We start from the raw sequence: 23,852 nt of genomic DNA, 5'->3' as shown, positions 1-23,852 counted from the left end.
GCTGAAAGACAATGACAAAGAAACGCCGTTCACAGCACTGGTATGGCAAGCTGGACAAGGATGGCTTCATCCACCGGTCGTGGATGAAGAACCAGGGGTTTCCCGATCACGCTTTTGATGGGCGTCCTATCATCGGAATCTGCAACACATGGTCTGAACTGACCCCCTGCAACTCAGGCCTGCGCGATCTGGCCGAAGGCGTCAAACGCGGTGTCTGGGAAGCGGGTGGTTTTCCGGTCGAGTTTCCGGTGATGTCGCTGGGTGAAACGCAGATGAAGCCCACGGCCATGCTGTTTCGCAACCTGCTGGCCATGGATGTCGAGGAATCGATCCGCGCCTATGGCATTGACGGGGTCGTGCTGCTGGGCGGGTGCGACAAGACCACACCGGGGCAACTGATGGGCGCGGCCTCGGTCGATCTGCCATCTATTGTGGTCAGTTCCGGCCCGATGCTGAACGGCAAGTATCGCGGTCAGGACATCGGCTCGGGCACGGATGTCTGGAAATTCTCCGAGGCTGTCCGTGCCGGAGAAATGACCCTTCAGGATTTCATGAATGCCGAATCCGGCATGTCGCGCAGCGCGGGTGTCTGCATGACGATGGGCACCGCGTCCACGATGGCGTCGCTGGTTGAGGCGATGGGTATGTCCCTGCCCACCAACGCCGCCCTGCCCGCCGTCGATGCCCGCCGTATGGCGTTGGCCCATCTGACCGGCAAACGGATTGTCGAGATGGTGGACGAAGACCTGAAGCCATCGGACATCCTCACCAAGGAAGCATTTGAAAACGCCATTCTGGCGAATGCAGCCGTGGGTGGATCGACAAATGCGGTTGTGCACCTGCTGGCGCTGGCCGGTCGTGTTGGCGTTGATCTGACCTTGAAGGATTTCGAGATCGGATCGGACATCCCGTTGCTGGTGAATTGTATGCCGTCGGGCAAATACCTGATGGAAGACTTCTGCTACGCCGGGGGTGTTCCAGTTGTTCTATCAGAACTCAAACCGTTCTTGCGCCCGGCCAAGACGGTTTTGAACAAGGATATCGCGGCCCATTACGAGGGTGCAGAGTGCTTTAACGACGATGTGATCCGGCCGTTCGACGACCCGGTTAAGCCCGCCGCCGGATTGCGTGTTTTGCGCGGCAACCTCGCGCCAAACGGGGCAATTGTGAAACCGTCGGCCGCAACGGATACGCTGCTGGAAACCGAGGCCGAAGCTTACGTGTTCGAAAACATCGAAGACCTGAAAGCCAATATTGACCGCGACGACCTGCCGGTGACGCCCGAGACCATTCTGGTGCTCAAAGGCTGCGGGCCCAAGGGCTATCCCGGTATGCCCGAGGTGGGCAACATGCCGATCCCGGCCAAGTTGGTGAAGGACGGCGTGCGCGACATGATCCGCATCTCGGATGCCCGCATGTCCGGCACGGCCTACGGTACGGTCATCCTGCATGTCAGTCCCGAAGCGCAAGCGGGCGGCACACTTGCACTCGTCAAAACCGGTGACCGCATCCGCGTCTCGGCCAGCAAAGGCGAGCTCGAACTGTTGGTGGATGCGCAGGAATTGGAGGCGCGTCGCGCCAACTGGAAACCGGACGATCCGCATTACACCCGCGGTTACGCAAAACTGTATATCGACCATGTGCTGCAGGCTGATCGGGGTGCCGATCTTGATTTCCTTGTCGGCAAAGACACCCGCCTTGTGACGAGAGAGAGCCATTGATGGACCAGCCAGCGACATTTCACGATCTGAACGGTGCCTCCGTCTACATCACCGGCGGCGGCTCGGGCGTTGGCGCTGCGCTCACGGATGGGTTTCTGGCCCAGGGTGCAAACGTTGCCTTCATAGGTCGCTCGGATGCCAGCGCTTTTGTGGATGAGATGCGCGACAAACACGACCGCGCGCCCCTGTTCATGCAGGGTGACATGACGGATACCGAGTTGCTGCACGCCACGATGACCAAGGCCGCCGAGGCGCATGGGCCATTGAACGTGTTGGTCAACAACGCGGCCAACGACAAGCGCCACTCGCTGGAGGAAAGCACGCCCGAGTTTTGGGACTGGATGATCGAGGTCAACCTCAAGGCTTATTACTTTGCCTGTCAGGAAGCGGGGCGCCAGATGCTGGGCAAGGGCGGTTCGATTATCAATTTCAGCTCGATCAGCTACATGATGGGCAACTCCGGCTATCCGATCTACACAACGTCCAACGCCGGTATTACCGGTATGACGCGATCTCTTGCGCGTGAACTAGGCCCGCAGAACATCCGCGTGAATGCCTTGGCGCCGGGATGGGTTTTGACGCAGAAGCAGCTGGACATGTGGGCCACGCCGGAAGACCTAGCGGCGCATATGGAGCGTCAATGTCTGAAAGAACATCTGACGCCCGAAGATATGGTCGCACCCACGCTGTTTCTTGCATCAGAGGCCAGCCGCGCCATGACCGGTCAGTGTATGGCCGTTGATGGCGGCGTGGTGGTGACAGGGTGATGTCATGAATACAGAATGGATCGCCGTTGATTGGGGTACGTCCCATCTGCGGGCCTGGGCCATGCAAGGGGCAACCGTGCTGGATCAGGCGCAATCGGATCGCGGGATGGCACGCGTGGCAAAGGGCGCGTTTCAGCCGGCGTTACTGGAACTGGTGGCTGACTGGTTGGGTTCCGCACCGGTGGACGTCATCGCCTGCGGGATGGTCGGCGCGCGTCAGGGTTGGGTTGAAGCCCCCTACTCTGCGGTACCGTCCGAGCCCGTACCCGCCGCCCCGATCCGTGTTCCAAACACGGACCCCCGCATTCGGGCGTTCGTCGTGCCCGGCCTCAAACAGAACGCCCCACCTGACGTGATGCGCGGGGAAGAAACTCAGATCGCTGGGTTTCTGGCGTCCCGACAAAACTGGGATGGCGTTCTCTGCCTGCCCGGGACGCACACAAAGTGGGTTCAGATCAGCGCCGGAGAGGTTGTGAGTTTCCGCACATTCATGACGGGCGAGATTTTCGAGCTTTTGTGCAGCCAATCGGTATTGCGGCACTCCATCGGCGATGGCTGGGATGACGCGGCCTTTGCAGAGGCGGTTGCGGATGCTCTGACAAAGCCGGAGCAACTGGCCGCCCGATTGTTTGGCCTGCGCGCGGCGGATCTGTTGCTGGGGCAGGACGGAAACACCGCGCGCGCGCGCCTGTCCGGCCAATTGATCGGCGTGGAACTGGCCGCGACGCGACCCTATTGGCTGGGGCAGCAATTGGCGATCATCGGGGCGGAAAACGTGTCGCAGATCTACGCGCGGGCCCTGGAACAACAGGGGGCATTGGCAGAAACCGTTAGTGCCATTCCAACCACCTTGGCGGGTCTTGCACTGGCCCGAAACCTGACGAGGCAGACCGTATGAGCCGTCCAATCATTGCGATCCTTAGGGGCTTGGACCCTTCCGAAGCCATGGCTGTCGGGCAGGTCGTGATCGAAGCCGGGATCGACCGGATCGAGGTGCCGTTAAACTCCCCGGATCCGCTGCGCAGCATTGGCTTGTTGGCCGAGGCGTTCGGAGATCGCGCCTTGATCGGGGCGGGCACTGTTCTCACGCCCGAACAGGTTGAGGCAGTGTCTGAGGTTGGCGGCAAACTGATTGTCTCCCCAAACTGCGATACCGATGTCATCCGCCGGTCTGTGGCCTTGGGCCTGCAAAGCTGGCCGGGCGTTTACACCCCCACCGAAGCCTTTGCCGCATTGCAGGCCGGAGCAACGGGGCTGAAACTGTTCCCCGGTGTGATCGCCGGACCGACAGGTCTGGCCGCGCTGCGCCCGGTTCTGCCGGCGGGCGCGATGGTCTTTGCTGTTGGCGGTGCCGGCCCGGACAACTTTGCCGAGTGGATCGCGGCTGGAGCCGACGGATTTGGTATTGGCTCGGCCCTTTACAAACCCGGTTTGCAGGTTGCCGAGATCGCGGATCACGCCAAAAACATCGTCGCCGCATATGACAGGGCCGCAGCATGAGCGCAGTCTTTGACGACCGTCCGTGCGGGTTGGGCGAAGGGCCCCTATGGCACCCCGGGCGGCAACAGCTTTTCTGGTTTGATATCGTGGGCAAGCGTCTGATGACGCGGAAGGACGATGAACAGCAAAGTTGGGAATTCCCCGAGCATGTCTCGGCCGCCGGGTGGGTGGATCATGACACGCTGTTGGTCGCCTCAGAAACAGGGCTCTGGCGGTTTGAGTTGACGTCAGGTCGGAAAGACCTGGTCGTGCCTCTTGAGGCGGACAATCCTGTGACTCGCTCCAATGACGGTCGCGCTGACCCGTGGGGCGGATTCTGGATTGGGACCATGGGGAAACACGCGGAACCCGGGGCTGGTTCAATCTACCGCTTTTGGCGGGGGGAACTGCGACGTCTGGTCAGTGATGTGACGATTTCAAACGCGATTTGTTTCGCGCCGGATCGCTCCTGCGCCTATTTCTGCGACACACGCACGCGGCAAGTGCGGCGCTGGGACCTGAACGCGGAGACGGGCTGGCCCGAAGGGGACAGTGCCGTATTTCTGGATCTGCGTGACGACGGGCTGAACCCGGACGGCGCCGTGGTGGACACCGATGGCAACATCTGGATCGCACAATGGGGTGTCGGACGGGTCGCGGCCTATTCCGCTAATGGCAAATTCCTGCGGGCCATTTCATTTGACGCCGCCCATACGTCCTGCCCGGCTTTTGGCGGTTCAGATCTGACAACACTGTTTTGCACATCCGCCCGAGACGGGTTAAGTGCCGAGGCAATTGAATCGCAACCTACCAATGGAATGACCTTTGCCAGCGCGGACGCGGGGCGGGGTCAGGCAGAACACAGAGTCCACTTATGAAGCCAGAACTTGGCGTTTGCTATTACCCCGAACATTGGCCAGAGGCGATGTGGGCGGAGGATGCCGCACGCATGGTCGAATCCGGATTGCGCCGGGTCCGGATCGGCGAATTTGGCTGGAGCCGGATGGAACCCCGCCCGGGCGACCTGCAATTTGACTGGCTGGACCGGGCGATTGAAACTCTCGGGTCCGCCGGGCTGAAAGTTGTTTTGGGTACACCAACCGCGACGCCGCCACGTTGGATGCTGGACAAGCACCCGGACATGCTTGCGGTGGATGCAACGGGCAACTCACGCAAATTTGGATCCCGCCGACACTATTGCTTTAGCCATGCCGGCTACATTGACGAATGTGTCCGCATTGCGCGGATCATGGGGGAGCGCTATGGGCGTAACCCGCATGTAACCGCCTGGCAGATCGACAATGAATATGGCTGCCATGACACTGCGATCAGCTACGGTGTCCCTGCCCTGGCGGCGTTCCGCAACTGGCTGGCGGATCGATACGGTACCATCGATGTTCTGAATGAGGCCTGGGGCAATGTGTTCTGGTCCATGGAGTACAACTCTTTCGATCAGATCGACCTCCCTAACCTGACCGTGACGGAGCCCAACCCGGCGCATGATCTCGCGTTTCGCCGGTTCAGTTCGGATCAGGTGGTGGCGTTCAACAAGGCGCAGGTCGATGTTTTGCGTCGGCTGACTGATGCACCGATGCTGCATAACTACATGGGCCGCACCTTGGAATTCGACCATTTCGCAGTCGGTGCGGATCTGGATATCGCCACGTGGGACAGCTATCCGATCGGGTTCCTGTCCGACCGGCTTGAATCCGGAGAATCCCACAAAACAGCGTTTCTGCAGCAGGGCGATCCCGACATGCAGGCTTTCCACCACGATCTCTACCGCGCTGTCGGCCGTGGCCGGTGGTGGGTGATGGAGCAACAGCCCGGCCCGGTCAACTGGGCCCCTTACAACCCGGCTCCGCTGCCCGGCATGGTGCGTCTGTGGTCGCTCGAAGCCGTGGCACACGGCGCCGAAGTGGTCAGCTATTTCCGCTGGCGGCAGGCACCGTTTGCACAGGAAAAGATGCATGCGGGACTGTTCGCGCCGGACAACCGCGCAGCACCGGGATTGGCCGAAGCCGCTCAGACCGCAAAGGATCTGGAGGATCTCGGCGCAGTTCAACAGACACGGGCGCAGGTCGCAATTCTGTTTGACTACGCCTCTGACTGGGCCTGGTCTGCGTTGCCGCAAGGGGCCGGGTTTGACTATTTCAAGCTGGTCTTTTCGGCCTATCAGGCCCTGCGGAGAGCGGGATTGTCGATTGATTTCATCTCCGCAACCGATGTACCCGCAAATGGGTACAAGCTGATCCTTGCACCCGGGCTTGCAACGGTGGACGGCCAATTGGAGAAGCGGCTGACAGCAGGCGGTGATCTGACTCTGTTGGGACCAAGAGCCGGCGCAATAACGCCCGAGTTTCGTATCCCCGAAACGGGCCGGCCCGGGCTGGACGGTCTGGATTGTCACGTTGATCTGGTCGAAACGCTTCCGCCCAATGTTACGCGAGCGGTCGACGGCGGCGGAGCCGCGCTGCATTGGATCGACCGGCTGTCAGGCGGTGCGGAGACTTTGCTGACTTTTGCTGACGGAACCGCCGCAATGAAAGGGTCGGAAGGCCTTTGGTATCTTGCGGGCGCTCCAAACGACGATTTGTGGGATCAGGTTGTTACCATGGCCGTGCAGAAAACCGGCCTTGTCCTGCACCCAATGCCGGAAGGTCTGAGGCGGCGCGAAACGGCGGATCATACGTTTTTGATCAACTACAACGCACGCCCCGTCGCCTGGAACGGACATCGGATAGATGGCTGCGATGTTGCTATTGTCAAACGTGATCCGCCCGCACCAGCCTAAAGCCGGTGCGGGCGGGTCTGGTCTTTTGAAGCGCTGCCGCTATTGATCGCTTTGCAGGCTGTTGGGGTCAAACACCCCTCCGAAACCGCTGTTGTTCGAGGGTTGGGTTTCAGTGTCTGAGGAGTCCTCGTCACTGTCACCACCCAGAGAATTCGGTGCGAAGACATTACCAAAGCCGCTGTTGTTCGACGGTCTTGGCGCGGTCTGTGCGCCCTCTTGTTCGGCTTCCTGCACCTCTTGCTGTTTGCGCCGTTCCTCGCGCTGCTTGCGCAGTTCCTGAATGCGCTGTTCCGCTTCAAGCTGCTTTTGCTCACGGACGTCCGCGATGCACTGCGCCGGGTTGTAAACCGTCGCAGTTCCAACCACCGTGATCGTTGCCACCGCAAAAACCACCAGCAAAACCGCTGCAGTGTTTCCGGCAAAAAAGCTGGGCAGTTTGATCTTGCCTGCCAGTTCCTCGACCGTCGCATTTTTGCGGGCCGCCGCCACCAGTTCCTGACGTTTCAATTTGGCTTCGTTGAGCAGGGCAAAGAAGACGGTCAGCGCGACGATGATAAAGGCCAGCGCCGAGATCGACGGGGTGATGCCGTAGCGTACCTTTTGCGCCAACTCGATGGTCAGCGTCGGGTACTCGCCGAAGGTAAACGTGGTGGTGTTGTAGTTTTCGAACGAGGCGAGGAACGCCAACACGGCTGCTGAGGCAATCGCCGGGCGCATGAAGGGCAGCAGGATCTTCCGAAAGGCCTGTGCGTGGCTTGCGCCCAGATCCAGCGCCGCTTCGGTGAGAGCGACGTCATAGCGCTGCAAGCGCGCCACCAGAACCAGCATGCAGTAACTGGCGATGAAGGTGGACTGACCGATCACCGTCAGGAAGATCCCGTTCGACAGAACACTGTCCGCGCCCAGCCCGAGCATCCGGTTGATCCGGTCCCAGAACACCAGCGTCGAGATACCCAGAACCACACCGGGAATCAGGATCGGCGCGATGATGATCGTATAGTAGGTCGCGCGCAGCTTGGGCCAGATTTGCGTCAGCATCAGTGCACCGGCCAGACCCATCGCCACCGAAAGAACAACCGTACCCGCCCCTATGATCAGCGAGTTCTTGATGCCATTCAGAATGCGCTGATCCTGAAACAGCTCGTTGAACCACTGGAACGTCAGGCATTCCCAGGGGCTCATCCTCGGGAAACCGGACGAGTTGAACGCCGTGACCGACATGATCACCAGCGGACCCAGCAGATAGGCGAAAAAGATCGCCAGATAGACCCAGATGCTGATGCGGAGGAAGGACGCGTTCATTTCCCGATATCCCCCATGTTGACCTTGAACAGGCGCATCACGGCCAGCACGAACAGGATACAGGTGACCAGCAGAACGATGGCGTAGGCGGCCCCTTGCGGCCAGTCATTGTTGTCATTGAACTGCTGATAGATCAGCTGCGTGAACCAAAGCGACGACGGTCCGCCCAGAATCTGGGGCGCGGCCAGCGCACCGGCACTGAGCATGAACACCATGGTACAGCCCGAACTGATCCCCGGCTTGGCATAAGGGATGACGACCCGCCAGTGAATCCGCCACCAGGGTGCACCCAGGTCGCGCGCGGCTTCGATCTGGTTGTGATCCAGACTTTCGATCACGTTGTAGATCGGGAAGATCATCAACAGGATGTAGGCGTATCCAAGCCCGGCATAGAGCGCGATATCGTTGCGGATAAAATCAAAGGGCGTATCCCAGATGCCCAGCCCTACAAACAGAGTGTTCAGCACGCCGGTTTCGCCAAAGATGATGCGCAGCGCGAACGCCCTCAGGATCTCGTTGATCCAGTAGGGGATAATCAGCATGATCGCGAAGATACGGATATGACTGCCCTTGGATTGACCGAGATAGTAAGCGATCGGGTAGCAGATGATCAGGTTGAAGATCGTCACGCAGATCGCCGCCAGGAGCGTTCGGAAAAACACGCGTAAATCAACGGCATTATAGGCCTGACTGCCACCTTCCGGCCCGTAAATCAGGTACTTGTAGTTCTCCAGCGTATAGACGTCCTTGGGCCCGCCAATCTCCGGCGGCGGCAGGTTCGGTCGGAAGGAAAAGTCCAGCATCGACAGCTGCGGCAGGATGATCAGGCCGATGGTCCAGAATACAACCAGACCAAGGATTGCCGCCCCCATGCCGGTGCCGTTGCGGTTGAAGAAGTCCTTCAGAAATCGGGGCATGTGTTCTACCCCTTACTCTGCGGCCAGTTCGCCCGCCGGAACCAGAACCGCGTTTCGCGTCTCATATTCCAGCGTGATGGTCTGACCGGTGTGATCCTCGAAGGACTGACCGATATTCGGCAGGGACACTTTGATCTCTTTTCCGCCTTCGCCTTCGGTAAAGATGTTGAAGACATTGCCTTCGAATTCTTCGTGGTTCACCCGTGCGGTGACAAAGTGATCTCCGGTCGCCCCGTCGGGGGCGATGGCAAAGGCTTCGGGTCGGATGAACATCATGGCGTCATCGCCTTCTTTCATCTTGCCTTGATTGGCCGTCGAAATCCGCGCGACCAAATCGCCCGAGCGGTTGGTGGAGATCAACGCTTCGTTGCCCATAACGCTCTTGATTTTGCCCCGGAACACATTGTTTTCGCCGACGAACGAAGCGGCAAAGGCTGTTGTTGGATCGTTGTAGATGGTTTTGCCGTCCGCGATCTGATCGATCACTCCTGCCCGCATAACGGCGATATTGTCCGACATGGTCAGGGCTTCGCCTTGGTCGTGGGTAATGTAGATAAAAGTGATGCCAACGCGCTGCTGGATCTCACGCAGTTCCGTCCGCATGTGCTGACGCAGTTTCAGGTCCAACGCTGACAGCGGTTCGTCCAACAACAACACGTCCGGCTCCGCACACAGCGCACGCGCGATTGCAACCCGCTGACGCTGACCACCGGACAGCTCGCTTGGCAGTTTGTCCCCCTGCCCCGGCAGCGCGATCATATCGAGCAGCTCATCCCCTCGTTTGCGACGTTCCGCCGAACTGGCACCTTTGATCTCCATGGAAAAGGTGATGTTTTCCCAGACTTTCATGAGCGGGAACAACGCGAGGTTCTGAAAGATCAGAGCCGTCGGGCGTTTGTTCGGCCCGATGCCCTTCATATTGTTGCCGCCGATCAGAACATTGCCCTCGCTCGGCTCCAGAAACCCGGACACGGCCCGCAAGATGGTGGTCTTGCCGCAGCCAGACGGTCCGAGGAAGGAAAAGAAGTCGCCCCCGTTGATGTTCACATTCGCATCGCGCACGGCGACAAAATCACCGAAACGGATCCACAGGTTCTCCAGATCGACTCCGACCCCTGCACTCATGGTTGATATCTCCGTATGGGCGCGTACTCACCGCACCATTGTCGGCCCGACATGCCAAACCGGCATGCGGGAAACTGCCCCCCGCACAGTATGCGGGGGGCTGGATTTCAAAGCGATCAGGCGCTCTTGAACTTGTTGACGAACTCGGTCCGGGTTTCGGCGTACCAGGGCGCTTCGGCCGGCCACGGGTTGAGGTTGGCCAGCGAGTCGCCCGGATAGGCCTCGGCAAAGTTCTTCTTGTAGGTGTCGCCGGAGTACTGATCCGCGCCCAGAACCGGTGAGTTATACCCGTGGCTGTCGATCGCGACGCCGGCCGGCTTGGCCTGATAGGCAAAGTCGATGAAGGCATAGACCTGGTCGATATTTGCGGCCCCGGTCGGCATCGAGATACCGTCAACCCAGGCCATCGCACCTTCGACAGGCGCCTGATAGTGGACAGGTTCACCGGCCGATTTCAGTGCCAGCGGCGGACCGTCCCAGGTCTGGCCGACAACGACACCTTCGTTCAGCAAGCCGTTCTTTTGCGTGTCCGCATCGTTCCAGATCAGCTTGATGCGATCCTTGCGGGCAATACACCAATCGGCGATCTGACCCCAGACCTTGCGCATGGTGTCTTCGTCACCATAAGCAGCCCAGACAGAACCCGGCTCCATCTCGCCCGCACGTTCCATGTACAGACCCGCGCCCAACATCATCGAATGCGCACGGCCCATGGTCTTGCCGGCGTTTTCCTCGGCCCAAACGTCGCCATAAGACGGCGCGTCACCATCCGGCAGCCACAGGTCGGTGCGATAGGCGATGCCTTCGGTGCCCCAGATATGTGGCAGCCAGTGTGCGCCGCTGCCGCCAAAGTCCCACGCATCCGTGCCGATCTTGGCCATCGCGGGGTTCACCAGATCGATCGGCACCTTGTTCATATCGAACGGCTGCAACAACTCCAGCGGCTCCCACTGCAGCGAGCGGTTGTTGGTGGGCGAGACAATATCGAATCCCTGACCCTTGGTGGCCTTCATCTTGTTGATAATTTCTTCGTTCGAACCGATGCCGGTATAATTCACTTTGATCCCGGTAAGCGTTTCAAATTCCTGGATAAAAGTGGGCGGCAGATAGTCCGACCACATCAGGATGTTGATTTCCCCCGACGAGGCCAGCGCACTTTTGCTGTAAAGCGGCGCCGCCAGCGCAGCGGCACCTGCGCTTTTTAGGACAGAGCGTCTGGATAGTGTCTTTCTGTCAGCCATTGATTTTCTCCCGATATTGGACTGATTTTTTTGTTGTGATTTATTGATAGGATTTTCATCGCCCTCGCGTCAGCCAAAAAGTGACAGTTGGCGGAATTCATAAGTCCAGTTTCACGCGTATTCTCATCTTCTGAAGTCACACCTTTGTGTTTCTGTCGCCCCCCAAACAGTGACCACGAGGGACGCAACAGGTTCGCTCCGCTCAGGATTTCGCTTGGATTTCCGTTTGGCAAGGTCGCCGCAGTCAAGCGCAGAGATAAAGAGTGCCATAGTGCCTGGTCTACAAACCAGGTCTGCGGCTCAAAACCATCTGGATCGATCTGGCAGACGACGCCGATGAGGCTGTCGATTGAAAGGCTCTTCCTTACTGATCAATGTCGTTGGCGTCTGGTTGAGGCTTGTTAACTGGTGCAAACAGATGATCCCAGTTGATTGACTTGGTCTCCGCAGACTAGATGAGCGGCAGCCTATCACTCAGCCAATCTGACGAGACCGCCTTGGGCCGCTCCACAGCATCTTTCCAACAAAACTCAACGCGGATCGAACCTGCACACCAAGAGGCACTGCAATCCGGTTTACCAAATCGAACGTTCAAGATTTCCGTCTCTCACACGTTGAGTATCCTAAGCATCTGATTTTGCTGGAAACCAAATCCTGCAAATTGGATGATCCCACGCAGCTGGATTCAAACGGCCTCAAGATTTCCCAGCAGAATTGATGTCATGTCCACCGACACCACCCCATCAACCGCCACGATATCCACGCCGGTCTCATAGTCCACGTTGTTACGCGTGATGCCGGACAGGTCCGCATCGGCATCCAGAAACACCCATTCCGGTTCATGGGCCGGGGTTTGTCCGACTGCCACCTGCAATATGGCCAACGCGTCCAGCGCATTAATCGCACCGTCCCGCGTAATGTCTGCGGCAATCAGGTTCTCCGGCGCCGCCGGACCCCAGGTCGGGTCCAGTCCGACAGAAATGCGCAACACCTGCAATGCGTCTAGAGCATTGATTTTGTCGCTCGCCGTTGAGTAGGTCTTGATGATGTCCAACTCGCCGGAGAACGTTCCCGGAGGTAAGTCCAGGTCGAAACGTCCTTCATCGTCGGCTCTGGCGCTGATGGTGCCTCCACCAGAGGGCGTAAACCTGATCTCAGCATCTGTCAGGCCCGGGTTTGAGGTCTCGGAATTTACCGATACGGCCCCTTGCACGCCATCTGAACTGTCTGGGTTCAGTCCACCGAAATCCCCAAAATCGACCGGGATGTGATCCGGCCCGCCAAAACCCGCCCCGAACACATCCTCGCTGGACAACGGCCCCCCGGATGCCGACTGCACATGAACGATTCCGTCAAGGTATTGAATATCCGCTCCCCGCGCGGTGCTGGTAAAGGTCAACTGCGCCGGAGACCGCAGCATCGGGAAATCAAACAGGTCCAACCGGTCGATTCCCGACTCGAAATCGGTGATCGTCGTGGGCTCGCTGCCATATTGCATCACAAAGATGTCAGCACCAGTCCCGCCCGTCATTGCGGTTGCAGCGGTTCCGGCAATCAGGATGTCGTCCCCTGCCCCACCCAACAACGTCGCCTCCAGCACGCTCCCACTCAGCATATCGTCCTGTGAGGTGCCGTTCACGATGCCGAATGCCTCTTGCACCACACCCAGATTGGCTACCGAGACGGTCAGCTGCGTCAGTCCGGCGTCCTGCTGGGCAGCAGCCCAGATCTGCAGCTCGTCTCCGACATGCGCAACGCTGAGAGTCTGAACGTTCTGAAGGCCGCTGTCCAACGTATCCGCAAAACTGTCCAAATGAACAAGCTGTCCGTCTGGCGTGAGAGTGAACAGGGTAACGCCGTCATCCCCGCCGCCCGCGACAACGAACACACGTCCGTTCACTTCGACCACGGACACATCCTGAACGGAACCGAACCGAGTATTCAGCGTGTCCAACGCGTGATCGGTCGGGATCAGTCTGCCGTCATTGCTCAGTTCCATTACGCTTAAGGAGTTGCTGCCTGACCCGGCGACCACGACCCAGGACTGGCCGTATGCCTGAACAACTTCTACCGCCGTCGGCACTGCGACTCCCAAGGTTGCGATGGATGCGCTGTTGTCAATTTCAGTCAGGGCTCCGCTAACGGTGTTGAGCTCGTACGTTGTGATGCCATTTCCGGCCCCATCAACAGACACAACAAACTGCCCTGCCCCGGATTGCAAAACCTGCATCGAATCGGAGCGCCCCGCCACCAATCCGGCCAGCGTCAAGGTCCCGTCGCCATTTACTTGATAGGTTCCGATCTGGCCGGTGTCCTGATGCGCAAGGGCCAGCACATCGCCCGCGCCAAGTGAGGCCTGCGCAACCGCCGAGATGTTGCCCCCGCCGATCAGGGTTCCGGTTTCCTGCAGACCGCCGATGGTTCCGTCCGAGTTCAGATCGTAACCGACAAGACCCGTGGCGGTGTTGACGTCCAGCACCAGTTGATCCGCGCCCGCCAATGTCACAGACGCGGCGCTACGCCCCACCAGAAAGGTGATTGAGCCGGCGTAATACTCGGTGTCCACCAATTGCGGAATCGCCCCGTCCACCAGCCGCCAGACCGCGACGCCGCCGGCCGGACCGGTGACCGTGTAGAGATACGTGTCCCCGTTAAACGTTTTTAAAGCCGTATCGCCGATACCTGAATCGAGCGCCGTGCTCCCCGTTGCAACCACTCTTTCGAACTGAAGCATCAAACCGATCACCCCCAAAGCCACCCCTGGCCCAGACAGCAGGATGATCCGATGCCAAAGCGAAACCAGAGCGGGAATGTGGTGAAATCGAGGAGTTCGGCTTCAGTTTAACTCAAACTTTTCTGGTCCGATCCCAGCAGTAATCAAAGGGCAAGACAGATGAACAGATCCAGATCCGGACCGAACTGTCCCCCGCAAGGGATCGCAAAAACCGCAAGTGAGGGCTTGATGACCAACACGTCTGACTCCAACACCCGACCAGCCGCCGATTATTCGGATACAGATCGCAAGACCCATATCCGCAAGTGGATTGACGGCAAGATACGCCGATGGGCCGGTCGCGGGATCGCCGGGGGTCTTGGGTCAACGCTGATGGCGCTGCCGGCCTTGTCGCAGGCCACGGTGGAAGAACTGTATGCGTTTCAGTTCGCAGAAACACTGCCCGGTGTCCGCTCGGTCAAGCTTTTGAAGAACGGCGATGTTCAATTGAAGATGGCGGATGGGCGGACATTGGTCGTGGCCGCTGAAAACGTCCAGGTCCTGGACAGCGGCGCGATAATGATCGCCGAAGAAGCCGTGGCTGAAATTGCACAATTCAGCGTGGTTGCCGAGGCCGGCGGTGCCGGTGCTGCGGGTGGTATCAGCGGTGCCGGAGCGGTTCTGGGGGGCGTCGGACTGGCCGGAGCAGCCGCGGCCGCAGGAGGCGGCGGCGGTTCTGACGACCCTGCGCCGGCACCAACCACATACCCCAGCCTCAACCTCGCCGGTTTGCAGGCCACAGCGCTGAGTAGTGTCAGCACGGGTTCAATATCTCCCACCGGAACAACCACCGTCGAAGTCACGATCGGATCGGTGGTCAAAACCATAACCCCAAACGGGGACGGCAGTTGGGACGTTTCACTGACTGCCGTTGAGGCGGCTGGTCTGCCGCAAGGCGCTTCAACCGTTACAGTAAGGCATCTGGACGGCATGGGCGATGAACTGTCCGTCGAATCGGCCACCTTCGATGTCGACACTGTCCCACCGACGATATCAATCACCGGGTTTTCGGACGGGGCCGTGCTGAACTCAGCCGAACAGTCAACGGACCTGACGGTGACCGGCACAACTGATGCGGAAAACGGCCAGCCCGTCACCGTCACAATCAACGGACAAACCTATTCGGGAACGGCATCGGGCGGACAATGGAGCGTCACTGTACCCGCGTCAGATCTGGCGGCGCTGTCCGATGGCGCAACCGTCGCGGTCACCGCAGACGTCGCAGATCGGGCGGGAAACCCGGCAGTTCAGGCCGGCAACAGTTTTGACACAGATTTCACCGCACCGACCTTGACACTCAACGCCGTTGCGGGCGGGTCGATTGACCTGATCGACCTGAGCAGCGATCTGACACTGACCGGATCAACAACGGCGGAAGACGGTCAAACCGTCACGGTGACATTCGAAGGCCAGACCTATTCGGGCACCGCCTCTGGTGGAAGCTGGAGCATTACGGTTCCCAGCGGCGACCTTGCGGGCCTGAGCACGGGCACACCGGCCTCGATCAGCGTCACCGTCGACGATGCAGCCGGTAACTCTTCGGTTCCGGTCTCTGTCTCTGTGCCGGTGGATCTGACAGGACCCAGCGTTGCGATTGCGCCCTTGTCCGTTGGATCAGTGTTGAATGCAGCTGAGACCGGATCGGACCTGACCATAACTGGAACGACCGGAAATGTCGGCGATGGTCAGCAAGTGACGGTTACACTTGATGGCCAAACCTATACGGGATCCGTGTCGGGCGGCAATTGGAGCGTCACAATACCCGCAGCGGACCTTGCCGCGCTGACGGATGGCGGCGCCTTTTCAGTGACGGCAGACGTCGCGGATGCCGACGGGCTGGTCGCGCCGCAGGCCAGTGTCCCACTGTCAAAGGATGCCAGTGCCCCAACGCTCAGCATCGACACCTTTTCGGATGGCGCAATCATGAGCGCAGCGGAACGCGGTACAGATCTGATAATCACCGGCTCGACAAATGCCGAGGACGGACAGGTCGTCACCGTTTCCATGAACGGTGAAACATACACCGGCACAGTCTCGGGCGGCGGATGGAGCGTGACTGCACCCGCCAGCGACCTCTCCACCCTGTCAGATGGTGCAACGATAACAGTAACCGCAGATGTGTCTGATCTCGCAGGCAACCCGGCGGTTCAGGCCAGCAACAGCTTCGATACGGATTTCACCGCACCGACCGTTTCGATCACGAACCTGTCTGATGGTGCTGTCATGAATGCTGCCGAGCAGGGCACGAACCTGACCGTATCCGGAACATCGGACCTCCCGAACGGCGCGGTGATTTCGGTTGAGATTGCCCGGGCGGATGGCACGGTCGATGCCAGCGGGACCGCCACGGTTTCCGGAGGGGTTTGGACCTATACGGCCTCGCCCGCTGATTTGAGCGGTCTGCAGGATTCGGAGACCTATACCGTCAGTGCATCGGCGGTGGACAGCGCGGGAAATGATAGTCAGGACACATCCAGTTTCACGACCGACTTCACAGCTCCGACAATTGCACTGGATGCCTTGCCGGTCGGCGCGGTGCTGGATGTGGTCGAGCGGGACAGCGACCTGACAATATCCGGGACAACCACAGCCGAAGATGGGCAAACCGTTTCGGTTACCCTTGGGGGCCAGACCTATACCGGTGTTGTATCAGGCGGGGCCTGGACGACCACTGTTCCGGCCTTGGACCTGGCGGGGCTTTCGGATGTCACAAATTACACGGTCTCCGCGACCGTGGATGACGTGGCCGGAAACAGCGCATCAGCAGCCACGACGTCGGTCACCACTGATTTCAGGCCCGCTCTGAGTTTGACTGCAATCGGCACGAACGGCGCAGTGTCGCTGGCCGATGCGCAAAGCGCAGGTGTGGTTGTCAGCGGGTCTTCGATTGGCCTGGGAGCAGGTCAGGCGGTTGATGTCACGCTCAACAGCGTTTCGGTCGGTACGGCCACCGTTGCAGCGGATGGAACATGGTCGCTGACGGTGCCTGCGTCGTTTTTTGCGGGAACGGATGCCGGCGACACCCTGGATTTCTCGGCCGAGGCGACAGTTTCCGGAGGCCCCGATCCTGTGCCGGTTTCCGACGAAGCGACCGCGCATGTTCCCGCAGCTTACATCATAACAGAAGCCGGGCGCAGCGGGTCGACCGTGACGTTCCAGATTCACGCTGATCCGGACCGGGATATCTCAGGTGGTCTGGCGATGACTGCTCAGCTGGGATTTGACTCTTCCGTAGTGACCTTTGACTCCGGCTCAGACACCGAAAACGGCGAATTTGACCTGTTTCTTGCAGAGCCAGGAGCAGGAGACGTCATAAACTTTGCCGGGGCTGCGACAACTTTCACTGACCTGTCGCAACCCCTGGTCACCTTCACGATGACGGTCCAGGACGCCGCCCAGCCCATTGAGCTGACGATCACCACACCTGACGGTGGACCGTCGGTTCTGCAGATCGGCACCGATGGAAACGACACTCTGACGGCCTCAAATCTGGATACCGTCATCCTTGGCGGTGAGGGTGATGACACGATTGATGTCGCCGAAGCCGGTCGCGATGTTGTCGTGTTCGAGGCGACCCCGTCCGACAATGGTGTCGACACGATCATCGGGTTCTCCGTCGGACCGGCGGCTGACGTGTCCGATGCACTCATGTTCAGCGGTCTGGACGTTAGTTCGCTGCGAGGTGATGGGACGGAATTCGAGCTGCTCACACTGGGCGGTACCCTTGGCACAGACACTGGTTTCATTGGTTTGACCTCCATTCTGGCAGATCTCACATCGGGAACGCTCGAAGCGGCGGCAGAAAGTCTGTCCGGCGCACAATCCGGAGACGACATTTACATGCTCGCCACAGATGGCACGGACAGTGTTCTGGTGAAAGTCGACTACGCCGCATCTGATACGGCAAGCGTTGAAAATGTCGCGATTTTCGACGGGCTGGGCGATCTGAGCAGTCTGTCTGCGGACAATATCCTGCACACCGACCCGACCGGCACCTCAAGCTGACCCGGACGGCCCCGCAGCATCCGCGCAAAAAACTCAGCCAATCCTGATGGAGCACGCATGGCACAGAATGGCCTACTTCCAGTCACCTATCAAAGACATGGTCACCGGTATTGGCGACGCATCACGTCTTATGATTTTGCGCGATCCATCCCCGATTGCCCGGTCGTCGAGGCGGAGATCTTTGAGGTAGCGGCCGCTTTTCCCATCGCATTCAAGTCTACAGGAAACGGTATCGAACCCGTAGCTGTTTTATCAATGAACCCGGCGAAGCCAACACCGTTTGTCTCGGCAGATGGCGCCTGGCGCGCAGCCTATATCCCATCCCTGTTGCGCTGTCTCCCGTTTCACGCGGACCGCGTTGAAGGGTCGGACCATGAAAACAAAAATCAATTCCGTCTGCTGGTGGATGAAGCCACTGGTCTGGTCACGGATGATGCAAGTGACGAAGCATTTTTTGACGCCGATGGAGGATTGATGCCGGCGCTAAAAAATATCCGGGCTTTCTTTCAGGCTCGAATTGCCGCCTCGGAAGAAACGCGCCGATTGTGCCGCATTATTCACAAATTGGGATTGTTCACCCCGTTGGCACAGCACCAAACCGTCGCGTTTTCACCTGGTTTTCTGGGCATCGACAAGAACAAGCTCGAGGGTCTTTCACAGTCTCAGAGCATGATGATGGCAAGCAACGGAGCGCTTCGGCTGGTCCATGCGCATCAGATCTCGCTGTCACACGCCGCGTGGTTAACGCAGGCCCAGAAGGAGATCGCCCGCCCTTTATCACGTACATGCTCCGACAGCGCTTCCGCGACATCTGAGTTCCTGATGGCAATAGCAAACAGTCAGGACAGTGAAAACATGTTTGCCAAGCACCGGCCGGAGAGCACCCATGCGGGGGCTTGAACGCACATTGCATAAGCTGGCCATATCTGGGCTGTCAGCCTGCCTCTTTGCCTGTGCGCCAACGCCCGATCTGTCCGTCGTTGAGGCGTCATTTGCCAGCGGTACAGCCGGTGCAGGTGCCACGCAACCATCCAAAAAACTCACTCAAAGCGCGTTTGGTAAGCGTGTGCGCGCCGCGGTTGAAACCAGCCCGAACCTAGCGCAAAGCGGTACCAGGCTGGACGTCGCAGCCGCCAATCAGGATGCGGCCAAAGGCGCATTTCTGCCCCAGGTCTCGCTGGGTGTGAACGCACGGTCGGAACGGATCGATTCCGACGTTGCCGATGTTTCGCCCTACCTGCGAGTGTCTCAGCTGGTGTATGATGGTGGGGCAGCTTCGGGCGACCTGGCTGCGGCACAGGCACGTGTTCTGGAAAGCCGTGGCGATCAATTGCAAACTGCCGCCGCCACGGCCCTGGCCGCAATTGAAACCTATGTACTGGTTCTGGATCGTCGGACAATTCTGGACATAACCGCCAAAAACGTCTCGGTCCACGAAGAGTTGGTTCGGCAGATTTCTGATCGGGCTGAGGGCGGTGCCGGGTCCAACGCAGATGTTCTGACGGCGCGCTCGCGCATGGCTGACGCGCGCACCCGGTTTGCCGACGCCAAGGCGCAGGTGGACCGGGCCGAGGCTCGATTTCGCGAGGTGTTCGGCTCTGCGCCGGGCGAGCTGCCACCGCCTGTGCCCGCCCCGGGTCTTGCCCGCAGCGATAGTCAAATTGTCATGGACAGTCCCCAGATCCGCCGCGCCGATGCAGGCCTGATCGCAGCCAAGGCCGAACGCACCGCTGCGCTGGCGCGTCGACAACCCGACATACGCGTTGCCGCCTTTGCCAATCAGGACGACAGACGCGACGCCAATTTTGGCGTGGATCTTTCGTTCAATTACGAACTCGATAGCACAGGTCAGCGGCGGGCTGCGATCGCGGCGGCAGAAGCCAGGGTCAGAGACGCGGAGTTCACACGCGAGAGCCTGGCGCGGGAGATCGGCCGCGAACTCGGCTTCATTCGGTCCGACCAGAAGGCCGGTGCCGAACGTCTGCAAGCCGCCAGAGTTGCGGTTCAGGCCAATGCAGAAAGCGTCACCGCGACCCGCGCGCAATTCACGATTGGACGCAGCAGTCTGATCGAAATCCTGGATGCGCAAAGGGACTATGTGAACGCGCAGGAACGGTTGATCCTGGCGGAACAGAGCTTTTTCCTGACAAACTATGCCGCGTTGAGCCTCACTGGCGACATTCTCGATCTGCTTGAAATTTCGCTGAACACTCGAGGTGACCTGTAGTGGCACCAACGTCTACCATATCCGGCCCTTCTTCACTGACGGCGATGGAAGCTTGCGTTCTGAACGTGGCCAAAACGCTGGAGCGCTCCTTGACGCTCGCCACCCTGCATGCGGCCCGATCCGGTCCGGACGGCGACCTGACGGTGCGGGATGTCGTCTCGGTGGCAAACCGGGTGGGAGTGCAGGCCGGATATGGGGCGCAACGTCTGTCGGCGTTCGAAAACTGCCTGGTACCGGCCATTCTGTTGCTGGATCAAGGCGGGGCCGTGGTCTTTCACGGGCGAACCCGTGATGGAATGCTGCTGATATTCGATCCGTCTTTGGGGGATGGCGTTGGCGAAATCTCCTCCGAAAGTCTGAGCACTGCCTACAGCGGCTACGCTATTTTGTTTCGTCGCAGCCACACGGATGGAACCCCGTCCGGACATACCGGTCCCGCGGGTCACTGGTTCTGGTCCGCCCTCTCAGCCAACCGATGGTCTTACATTCAGGTTGCGTTGGCTGCGGCTCTGGCCAATCTGCTGGGCCTGTCGACCTCCATTTTCATCATGGTCGTCTACGACCGCGTGCTTCCAAATGAAGCAACAGAATCTTTGATCGCGTTAACCATCGGCGTGGGGCTGGCCCTTGTTTTTGATTTTGTTCTGAAACTGTTGCGGGCCGGTTTCATCGACCAGGCAGGACAAAAGGCAGACATGTTCATGGGGCGGCGAATCTTTGACCAACTGCTCAACATCCGTATGAAGTCGCGCACCGGTTCGACCGGCGCTATGACAAGCACAATACGGGAATTCGAAACCCTGCGCGAATTCTTTACATCGGCCACGTTGGTGGCCGTCGTTGATCTGCCGTTCATTGCCCTCTTTATCTATGTCATCTACCTGGTCGGCGGGTCGCTGGCACTAATACCGGCGCTGGCTGTCCCCGTGGTCCTCTTGACTGGATTGGCCGTGCAACCGATGCTGTCGCGCCTGGCCGAACAGAGCTTTTCAGACGGTCAGTCCAAGCAATCGGTTCTGATCGAAGCCGTTTCGGGCCTCGAAACGATCAAGACAACTGCTGCCGGGCGTCAGATGCGCACACGCTGGGAAGGCGCGATAGAACGGCAATCCGCGCATGGCACCCGCAGCCGGGCCATTGCACAATTCGCGCTGAACCTGACCGGTTTTACTCAGCAGGCCGCCCAGGTTCTGATCGTATTCTATGGCGTTTTCCTGATCACCCAGGGTCAGGCAAGCATGGGCGCTCTGGTCGCATCGGTCATGTTGACCGGGCGCGCGTTGGCGCCTTTGGGGCAACTGTCCCAGACGTTGACCCGCGTTAATCAGGCCAGATCCGCTTATCGCAATCTCAACGCCCTGATGCAGGCCGAAAGTGAACGGCCTGACGGGCGCCAGTGGATCAACAGGTCCGGTTTCAAGGGCGCCGTTTCCTTTAGCAATGTCTGTTTCGCTTATCCGGACCAGGGCCAGGACACGTTGAATGGCGTTTCGTTCACAATCAACCACGGTGAAAAAGTGGCCATCCTGGGACCGATCGGGTCGGGAAAAAGCACCATAGCGCGCCTGCTTTTGGGTCTCTATTCGCCGCGGGTTGGGTCCGTCATGCTCGACGGTCTGGACATACGTCAGATCGACCCGGGTGACTTGCGGCGCAATATCGGATCGGTTCTGCAGGATGTCTGGTTGTTCTCCGGTTCGGTTCGGGACAACATTGTCAGCGGCGCGATCCGGCCCAGCGACGCAGACCTCATTGAAGCAGGTCGGATAGCGGGTGTCGAAGACTTCGTGGCCCGAAACCCCGCCGGCTACGATCTGAACCTTGCGGAACGCGGCGAGGGGTTGTCCGGCGGACAACGACAGGCCATCGCGCTGGCACGGGCCTTGATCGGGTGGCCTCCGGTTCTGCTACTGGACGAACCAACCAGCGCCATGGACGTCAAAACCGAAGCGCAGGTGATCCAACGTCTCAAGCAAGCCTCAGAAGACACTACAATGGTCATCGTCACGCATCGCACCAGTCTTCTGGAGCTTGTCGACCGTGTGATTGTCATCGAAGACGGAAAAATTGCCGTGGACGGCCCAAAGAGCCTGCTTTCACAGCATGCGCGGCGCACCCGGGGGCATTTGAATGTCGCCGCATCCTGATCTCGCCACGCTCGCGCGCGAGATGCGCGGGCGCTCGCCCGTCCGAGGGTCTTTGCTGTTGCTTGTGATCCTGTCCTGCATCGGCGCGGCGGGAGTTTGGGCTCACCTGACTGAACTGGACGACGTCACAAGAGTGGACGGGCGGATCGTACCCTCGGGGGATGTGCAGGTAATTGAGGCCACGGAACCGGGTGTGCTGCAAAGGTTGCATGTTCGGGAAGGCGAGATTGTAGGCAAACACACCCTGTTGATGGAGTTCGACACAACGCAGATCGACAGCCAGATCAGCCAAGAGCAACAGCGTGCCTTTGGCCTGCTGGCCCGTACCCAGCGTTTGCAGGCTGAAATTGACGAAACTGACCTGCGGTTCGACACGGATCTGATCAAGGGGGCACCGGCAGTCGTCAAATCCGAAACCGCCCTGTACCAGGGGCGGCAGTCTGAATTGCAGGCCGAGATTGCCATTCTGGAACGCCAGCGGCAACAGCGGCAACGAGAGTACGAAGAAGGGTTGGTGGATCAGGTCACAGCAGATGAAACGCTCAAGGTGCTGGCCGAGGAACGGGCGATAATGGCTCCGTTAGTCGAGCGCCGGATGGAGCCTGCAACCACGCTTCTGGCTTTGCGCCGCAGCGAGGCCGAGTGGAGAGGTCGCATGGTCAGGGCCGAGGCGGTGACCAAGAGACTCGAAACCGGGCTGGATGAAATCGAAGACCGCATCCGGGCCACCCGCAGCCGGTTTCGCAGCGCGGCCCTGACCGATCTGGCGCTGGCAACTGCAGAACTTGCGGCCCTACAGCCCGCGCTGCCTGCCTTGCAGGATCGGGCCGCACGCGCCCAGATCCGATCGCCGGTACGTGGCATCGTCAACCGAATTCACAGGACGACAATCGGGGGCTTGGCACGCAGCGGCACCGAGCTTCTGGAAATAGTCCCTCTGGATGAGTCATTGCTGGTCGAGGCCTTTGTGCGGCCAGAGGACATTGCCTTTCTGCACGCTGGGCAGACGGTCAAGGTCAAGATCACGGCCTATGATTTCGCGCGCTATGGGGGGTTGGACGGTGAAATCGTCAGGATAGGGGCGGACACGATCACACGGTCCGAACGAAATGACGAAGAGGTGTTTGTGGTCGAGATTCGAACCACGGATACAATGCTGGACGCCAGTGGTATGGCGGTTGAGATCATCCCGGGCATGATCGCCGAGGTGGACATACTGTCCGGTCGCAAGTCCGTTCTGGACTACCTGATCCAACCCGTTGTGAAAATCAAGGATCAGGCGCTGCGTGAGTAAATACGCACTGCTCCCGCTCAGCCAATTCTGTTTCCGTTGGCGTTGCCGAACCCAACTTGG

The 23,852-nt window shown here is 59.3% G+C and carries 16 protein-coding genes; 11 read left to right on the top strand and 5 right to left on the bottom strand.

Annotated features, from left to right (window positions below; genetic code table 11):
- Nucleotides 1–11 precede the first annotated feature (11 nt).
- Genes ACR3E0_RS20820 through ACR3E0_RS20795 form a run of 6 tightly spaced genes read left to right on the top strand, consistent with a single transcriptional unit; the run spans nucleotide 12 to nucleotide 6,761 of the window.
- Nucleotides 12–1,721, top strand: coding sequence for an IlvD/Edd family dehydratase (locus tag ACR3E0_RS20820; protein ID WP_480481322.1), 1,710 nt, complete (start codon nucleotides 12–14; stop codon nucleotides 1,719–1,721).
- On the top strand, nucleotides 1,721–2,488 hold the full coding sequence (locus ACR3E0_RS20815; RefSeq protein ID WP_480481320.1) for an SDR family NAD(P)-dependent oxidoreductase: 768 nt from the start codon (nucleotides 1,721–1,723) through the stop codon (nucleotides 2,486–2,488). The genes ACR3E0_RS20820 and ACR3E0_RS20815 overlap by 1 nt, the downstream gene beginning before the upstream one ends.
- A 4-nt stretch (nucleotides 2,489–2,492) precedes the next feature.
- Nucleotides 2,493–3,386, top strand: a complete 894-nt coding sequence (locus tag ACR3E0_RS20810) for a 2-dehydro-3-deoxygalactonokinase (protein WP_480481318.1) — start codon at nucleotides 2,493–2,495, stop codon at nucleotides 3,384–3,386.
- Complete coding sequence (locus ACR3E0_RS20805; protein ID WP_480481316.1) at nucleotides 3,383–3,988, top strand: 2-dehydro-3-deoxy-6-phosphogalactonate aldolase; 606 nt, start codon at nucleotides 3,383–3,385, stop codon at nucleotides 3,986–3,988. Before ACR3E0_RS20810 ends, ACR3E0_RS20805 begins: the two co-directional genes overlap by 4 nt.
- Nucleotides 3,985–4,845 (top strand): SMP-30/gluconolactonase/LRE family protein, encoded by an 861-nt coding sequence (locus ACR3E0_RS20800; RefSeq protein ID WP_480481314.1) that lies wholly within the window; start codon nucleotides 3,985–3,987, stop codon nucleotides 4,843–4,845. The genes ACR3E0_RS20805 and ACR3E0_RS20800 overlap by 4 nt, the downstream gene beginning before the upstream one ends.
- Nucleotides 4,842–6,761, top strand: coding sequence for a beta-galactosidase (locus ACR3E0_RS20795; RefSeq protein WP_480481312.1), 1,920 nt, complete (start codon nucleotides 4,842–4,844; stop codon nucleotides 6,759–6,761). Before ACR3E0_RS20800 ends, ACR3E0_RS20795 begins: the two co-directional genes overlap by 4 nt.
- 39 nt (nucleotides 6,762–6,800) lie before the next feature.
- Here the strand turns inward: ACR3E0_RS20795 and ACR3E0_RS20790 are convergent, their stop codons facing one another.
- The 5 genes from ACR3E0_RS20790 to ACR3E0_RS20770 form a co-directional block, all read right to left on the bottom strand.
- Nucleotides 6,801–8,063 carry an ABC transporter permease gene (locus ACR3E0_RS20790; protein ID WP_480481310.1) on the bottom strand — a complete coding sequence of 421 codons (1,263 nt, stop codon included), beginning with the start codon at nucleotides 8,061–8,063 and terminating at the stop codon, nucleotides 6,801–6,803.
- Complete coding sequence (locus ACR3E0_RS20785; protein WP_480481308.1) at nucleotides 8,060–8,980, bottom strand: ABC transporter permease; 921 nt, start codon at nucleotides 8,978–8,980, stop codon at nucleotides 8,060–8,062. Before ACR3E0_RS20785 ends, ACR3E0_RS20790 begins: the two co-directional genes overlap by 4 nt.
- 12 nt (nucleotides 8,981–8,992) lie before the next feature.
- Nucleotides 8,993–10,105 carry an ABC transporter ATP-binding protein gene (locus tag ACR3E0_RS20780; RefSeq protein WP_480481306.1) on the bottom strand — a complete coding sequence of 371 codons (1,113 nt, stop codon included), beginning with the start codon at nucleotides 10,103–10,105 and terminating at the stop codon, nucleotides 8,993–8,995.
- 116 nt (nucleotides 10,106–10,221) lie between these two features.
- Nucleotides 10,222–11,346, bottom strand: a complete 1,125-nt coding sequence (locus tag ACR3E0_RS20775; RefSeq protein WP_480481304.1) for an extracellular solute-binding protein — start codon at nucleotides 11,344–11,346, stop codon at nucleotides 10,222–10,224.
- A gap of 685 nt (nucleotides 11,347–12,031) precedes the next feature.
- Nucleotides 12,032–14,080, bottom strand: a complete 2,049-nt coding sequence (locus tag ACR3E0_RS20770; protein WP_480481302.1) for a M10 family metallopeptidase C-terminal domain-containing protein — start codon at nucleotides 14,078–14,080, stop codon at nucleotides 12,032–12,034.
- 228 nt (nucleotides 14,081–14,308) lie between these two features.
- On the opposite strand from ACR3E0_RS20770, the gene ACR3E0_RS20765 reads away from it, so the two are divergent.
- From ACR3E0_RS20765 to ACR3E0_RS20745, 5 genes are read left to right on the top strand one after another with little or no spacing between them, the layout of a single operon-like run.
- Nucleotides 14,309–18,124 carry a beta strand repeat-containing protein gene (locus ACR3E0_RS20765; protein ID WP_480481300.1) on the top strand — a complete coding sequence of 1,272 codons (3,816 nt, stop codon included), beginning with the start codon at nucleotides 14,309–14,311 and terminating at the stop codon, nucleotides 18,122–18,124.
- Between the two features lie 57 nt (nucleotides 18,125–18,181).
- Nucleotides 18,182–19,024 (top strand): SapC family protein, encoded by an 843-nt coding sequence (locus tag ACR3E0_RS20760; protein ID WP_480481298.1) that lies wholly within the window; start codon nucleotides 18,182–18,184, stop codon nucleotides 19,022–19,024.
- A complete protein-coding gene (locus ACR3E0_RS20755; RefSeq protein ID WP_480481296.1) occupies nucleotides 19,011–20,351 on the top strand; it encodes a TolC family protein in 1,341 nt (446 codons plus the stop codon). The genes ACR3E0_RS20760 and ACR3E0_RS20755 overlap by 14 nt, the downstream gene beginning before the upstream one ends.
- Nucleotides 20,351–22,498, top strand: coding sequence for a type I secretion system permease/ATPase (locus ACR3E0_RS20750; RefSeq protein WP_480481294.1), 2,148 nt, complete (start codon nucleotides 20,351–20,353; stop codon nucleotides 22,496–22,498). The genes ACR3E0_RS20755 and ACR3E0_RS20750 overlap by 1 nt, the downstream gene beginning before the upstream one ends.
- Nucleotides 22,482–23,792: an HlyD family type I secretion periplasmic adaptor subunit gene (locus ACR3E0_RS20745; protein WP_480481292.1), complete on the top strand. Its 1,311-nt coding sequence runs from the start codon at nucleotides 22,482–22,484 to the stop codon at nucleotides 23,790–23,792. Before ACR3E0_RS20750 ends, ACR3E0_RS20745 begins: the two co-directional genes overlap by 17 nt.
- Nucleotides 23,793–23,852 lie beyond the last annotated feature (60 nt).

The sequence above is a fragment of the Ruegeria sp. AJ12 genome, assembly GCF_056536245.1.
This window is presented reverse-complemented; position numbering and strand designations above follow the sequence as displayed.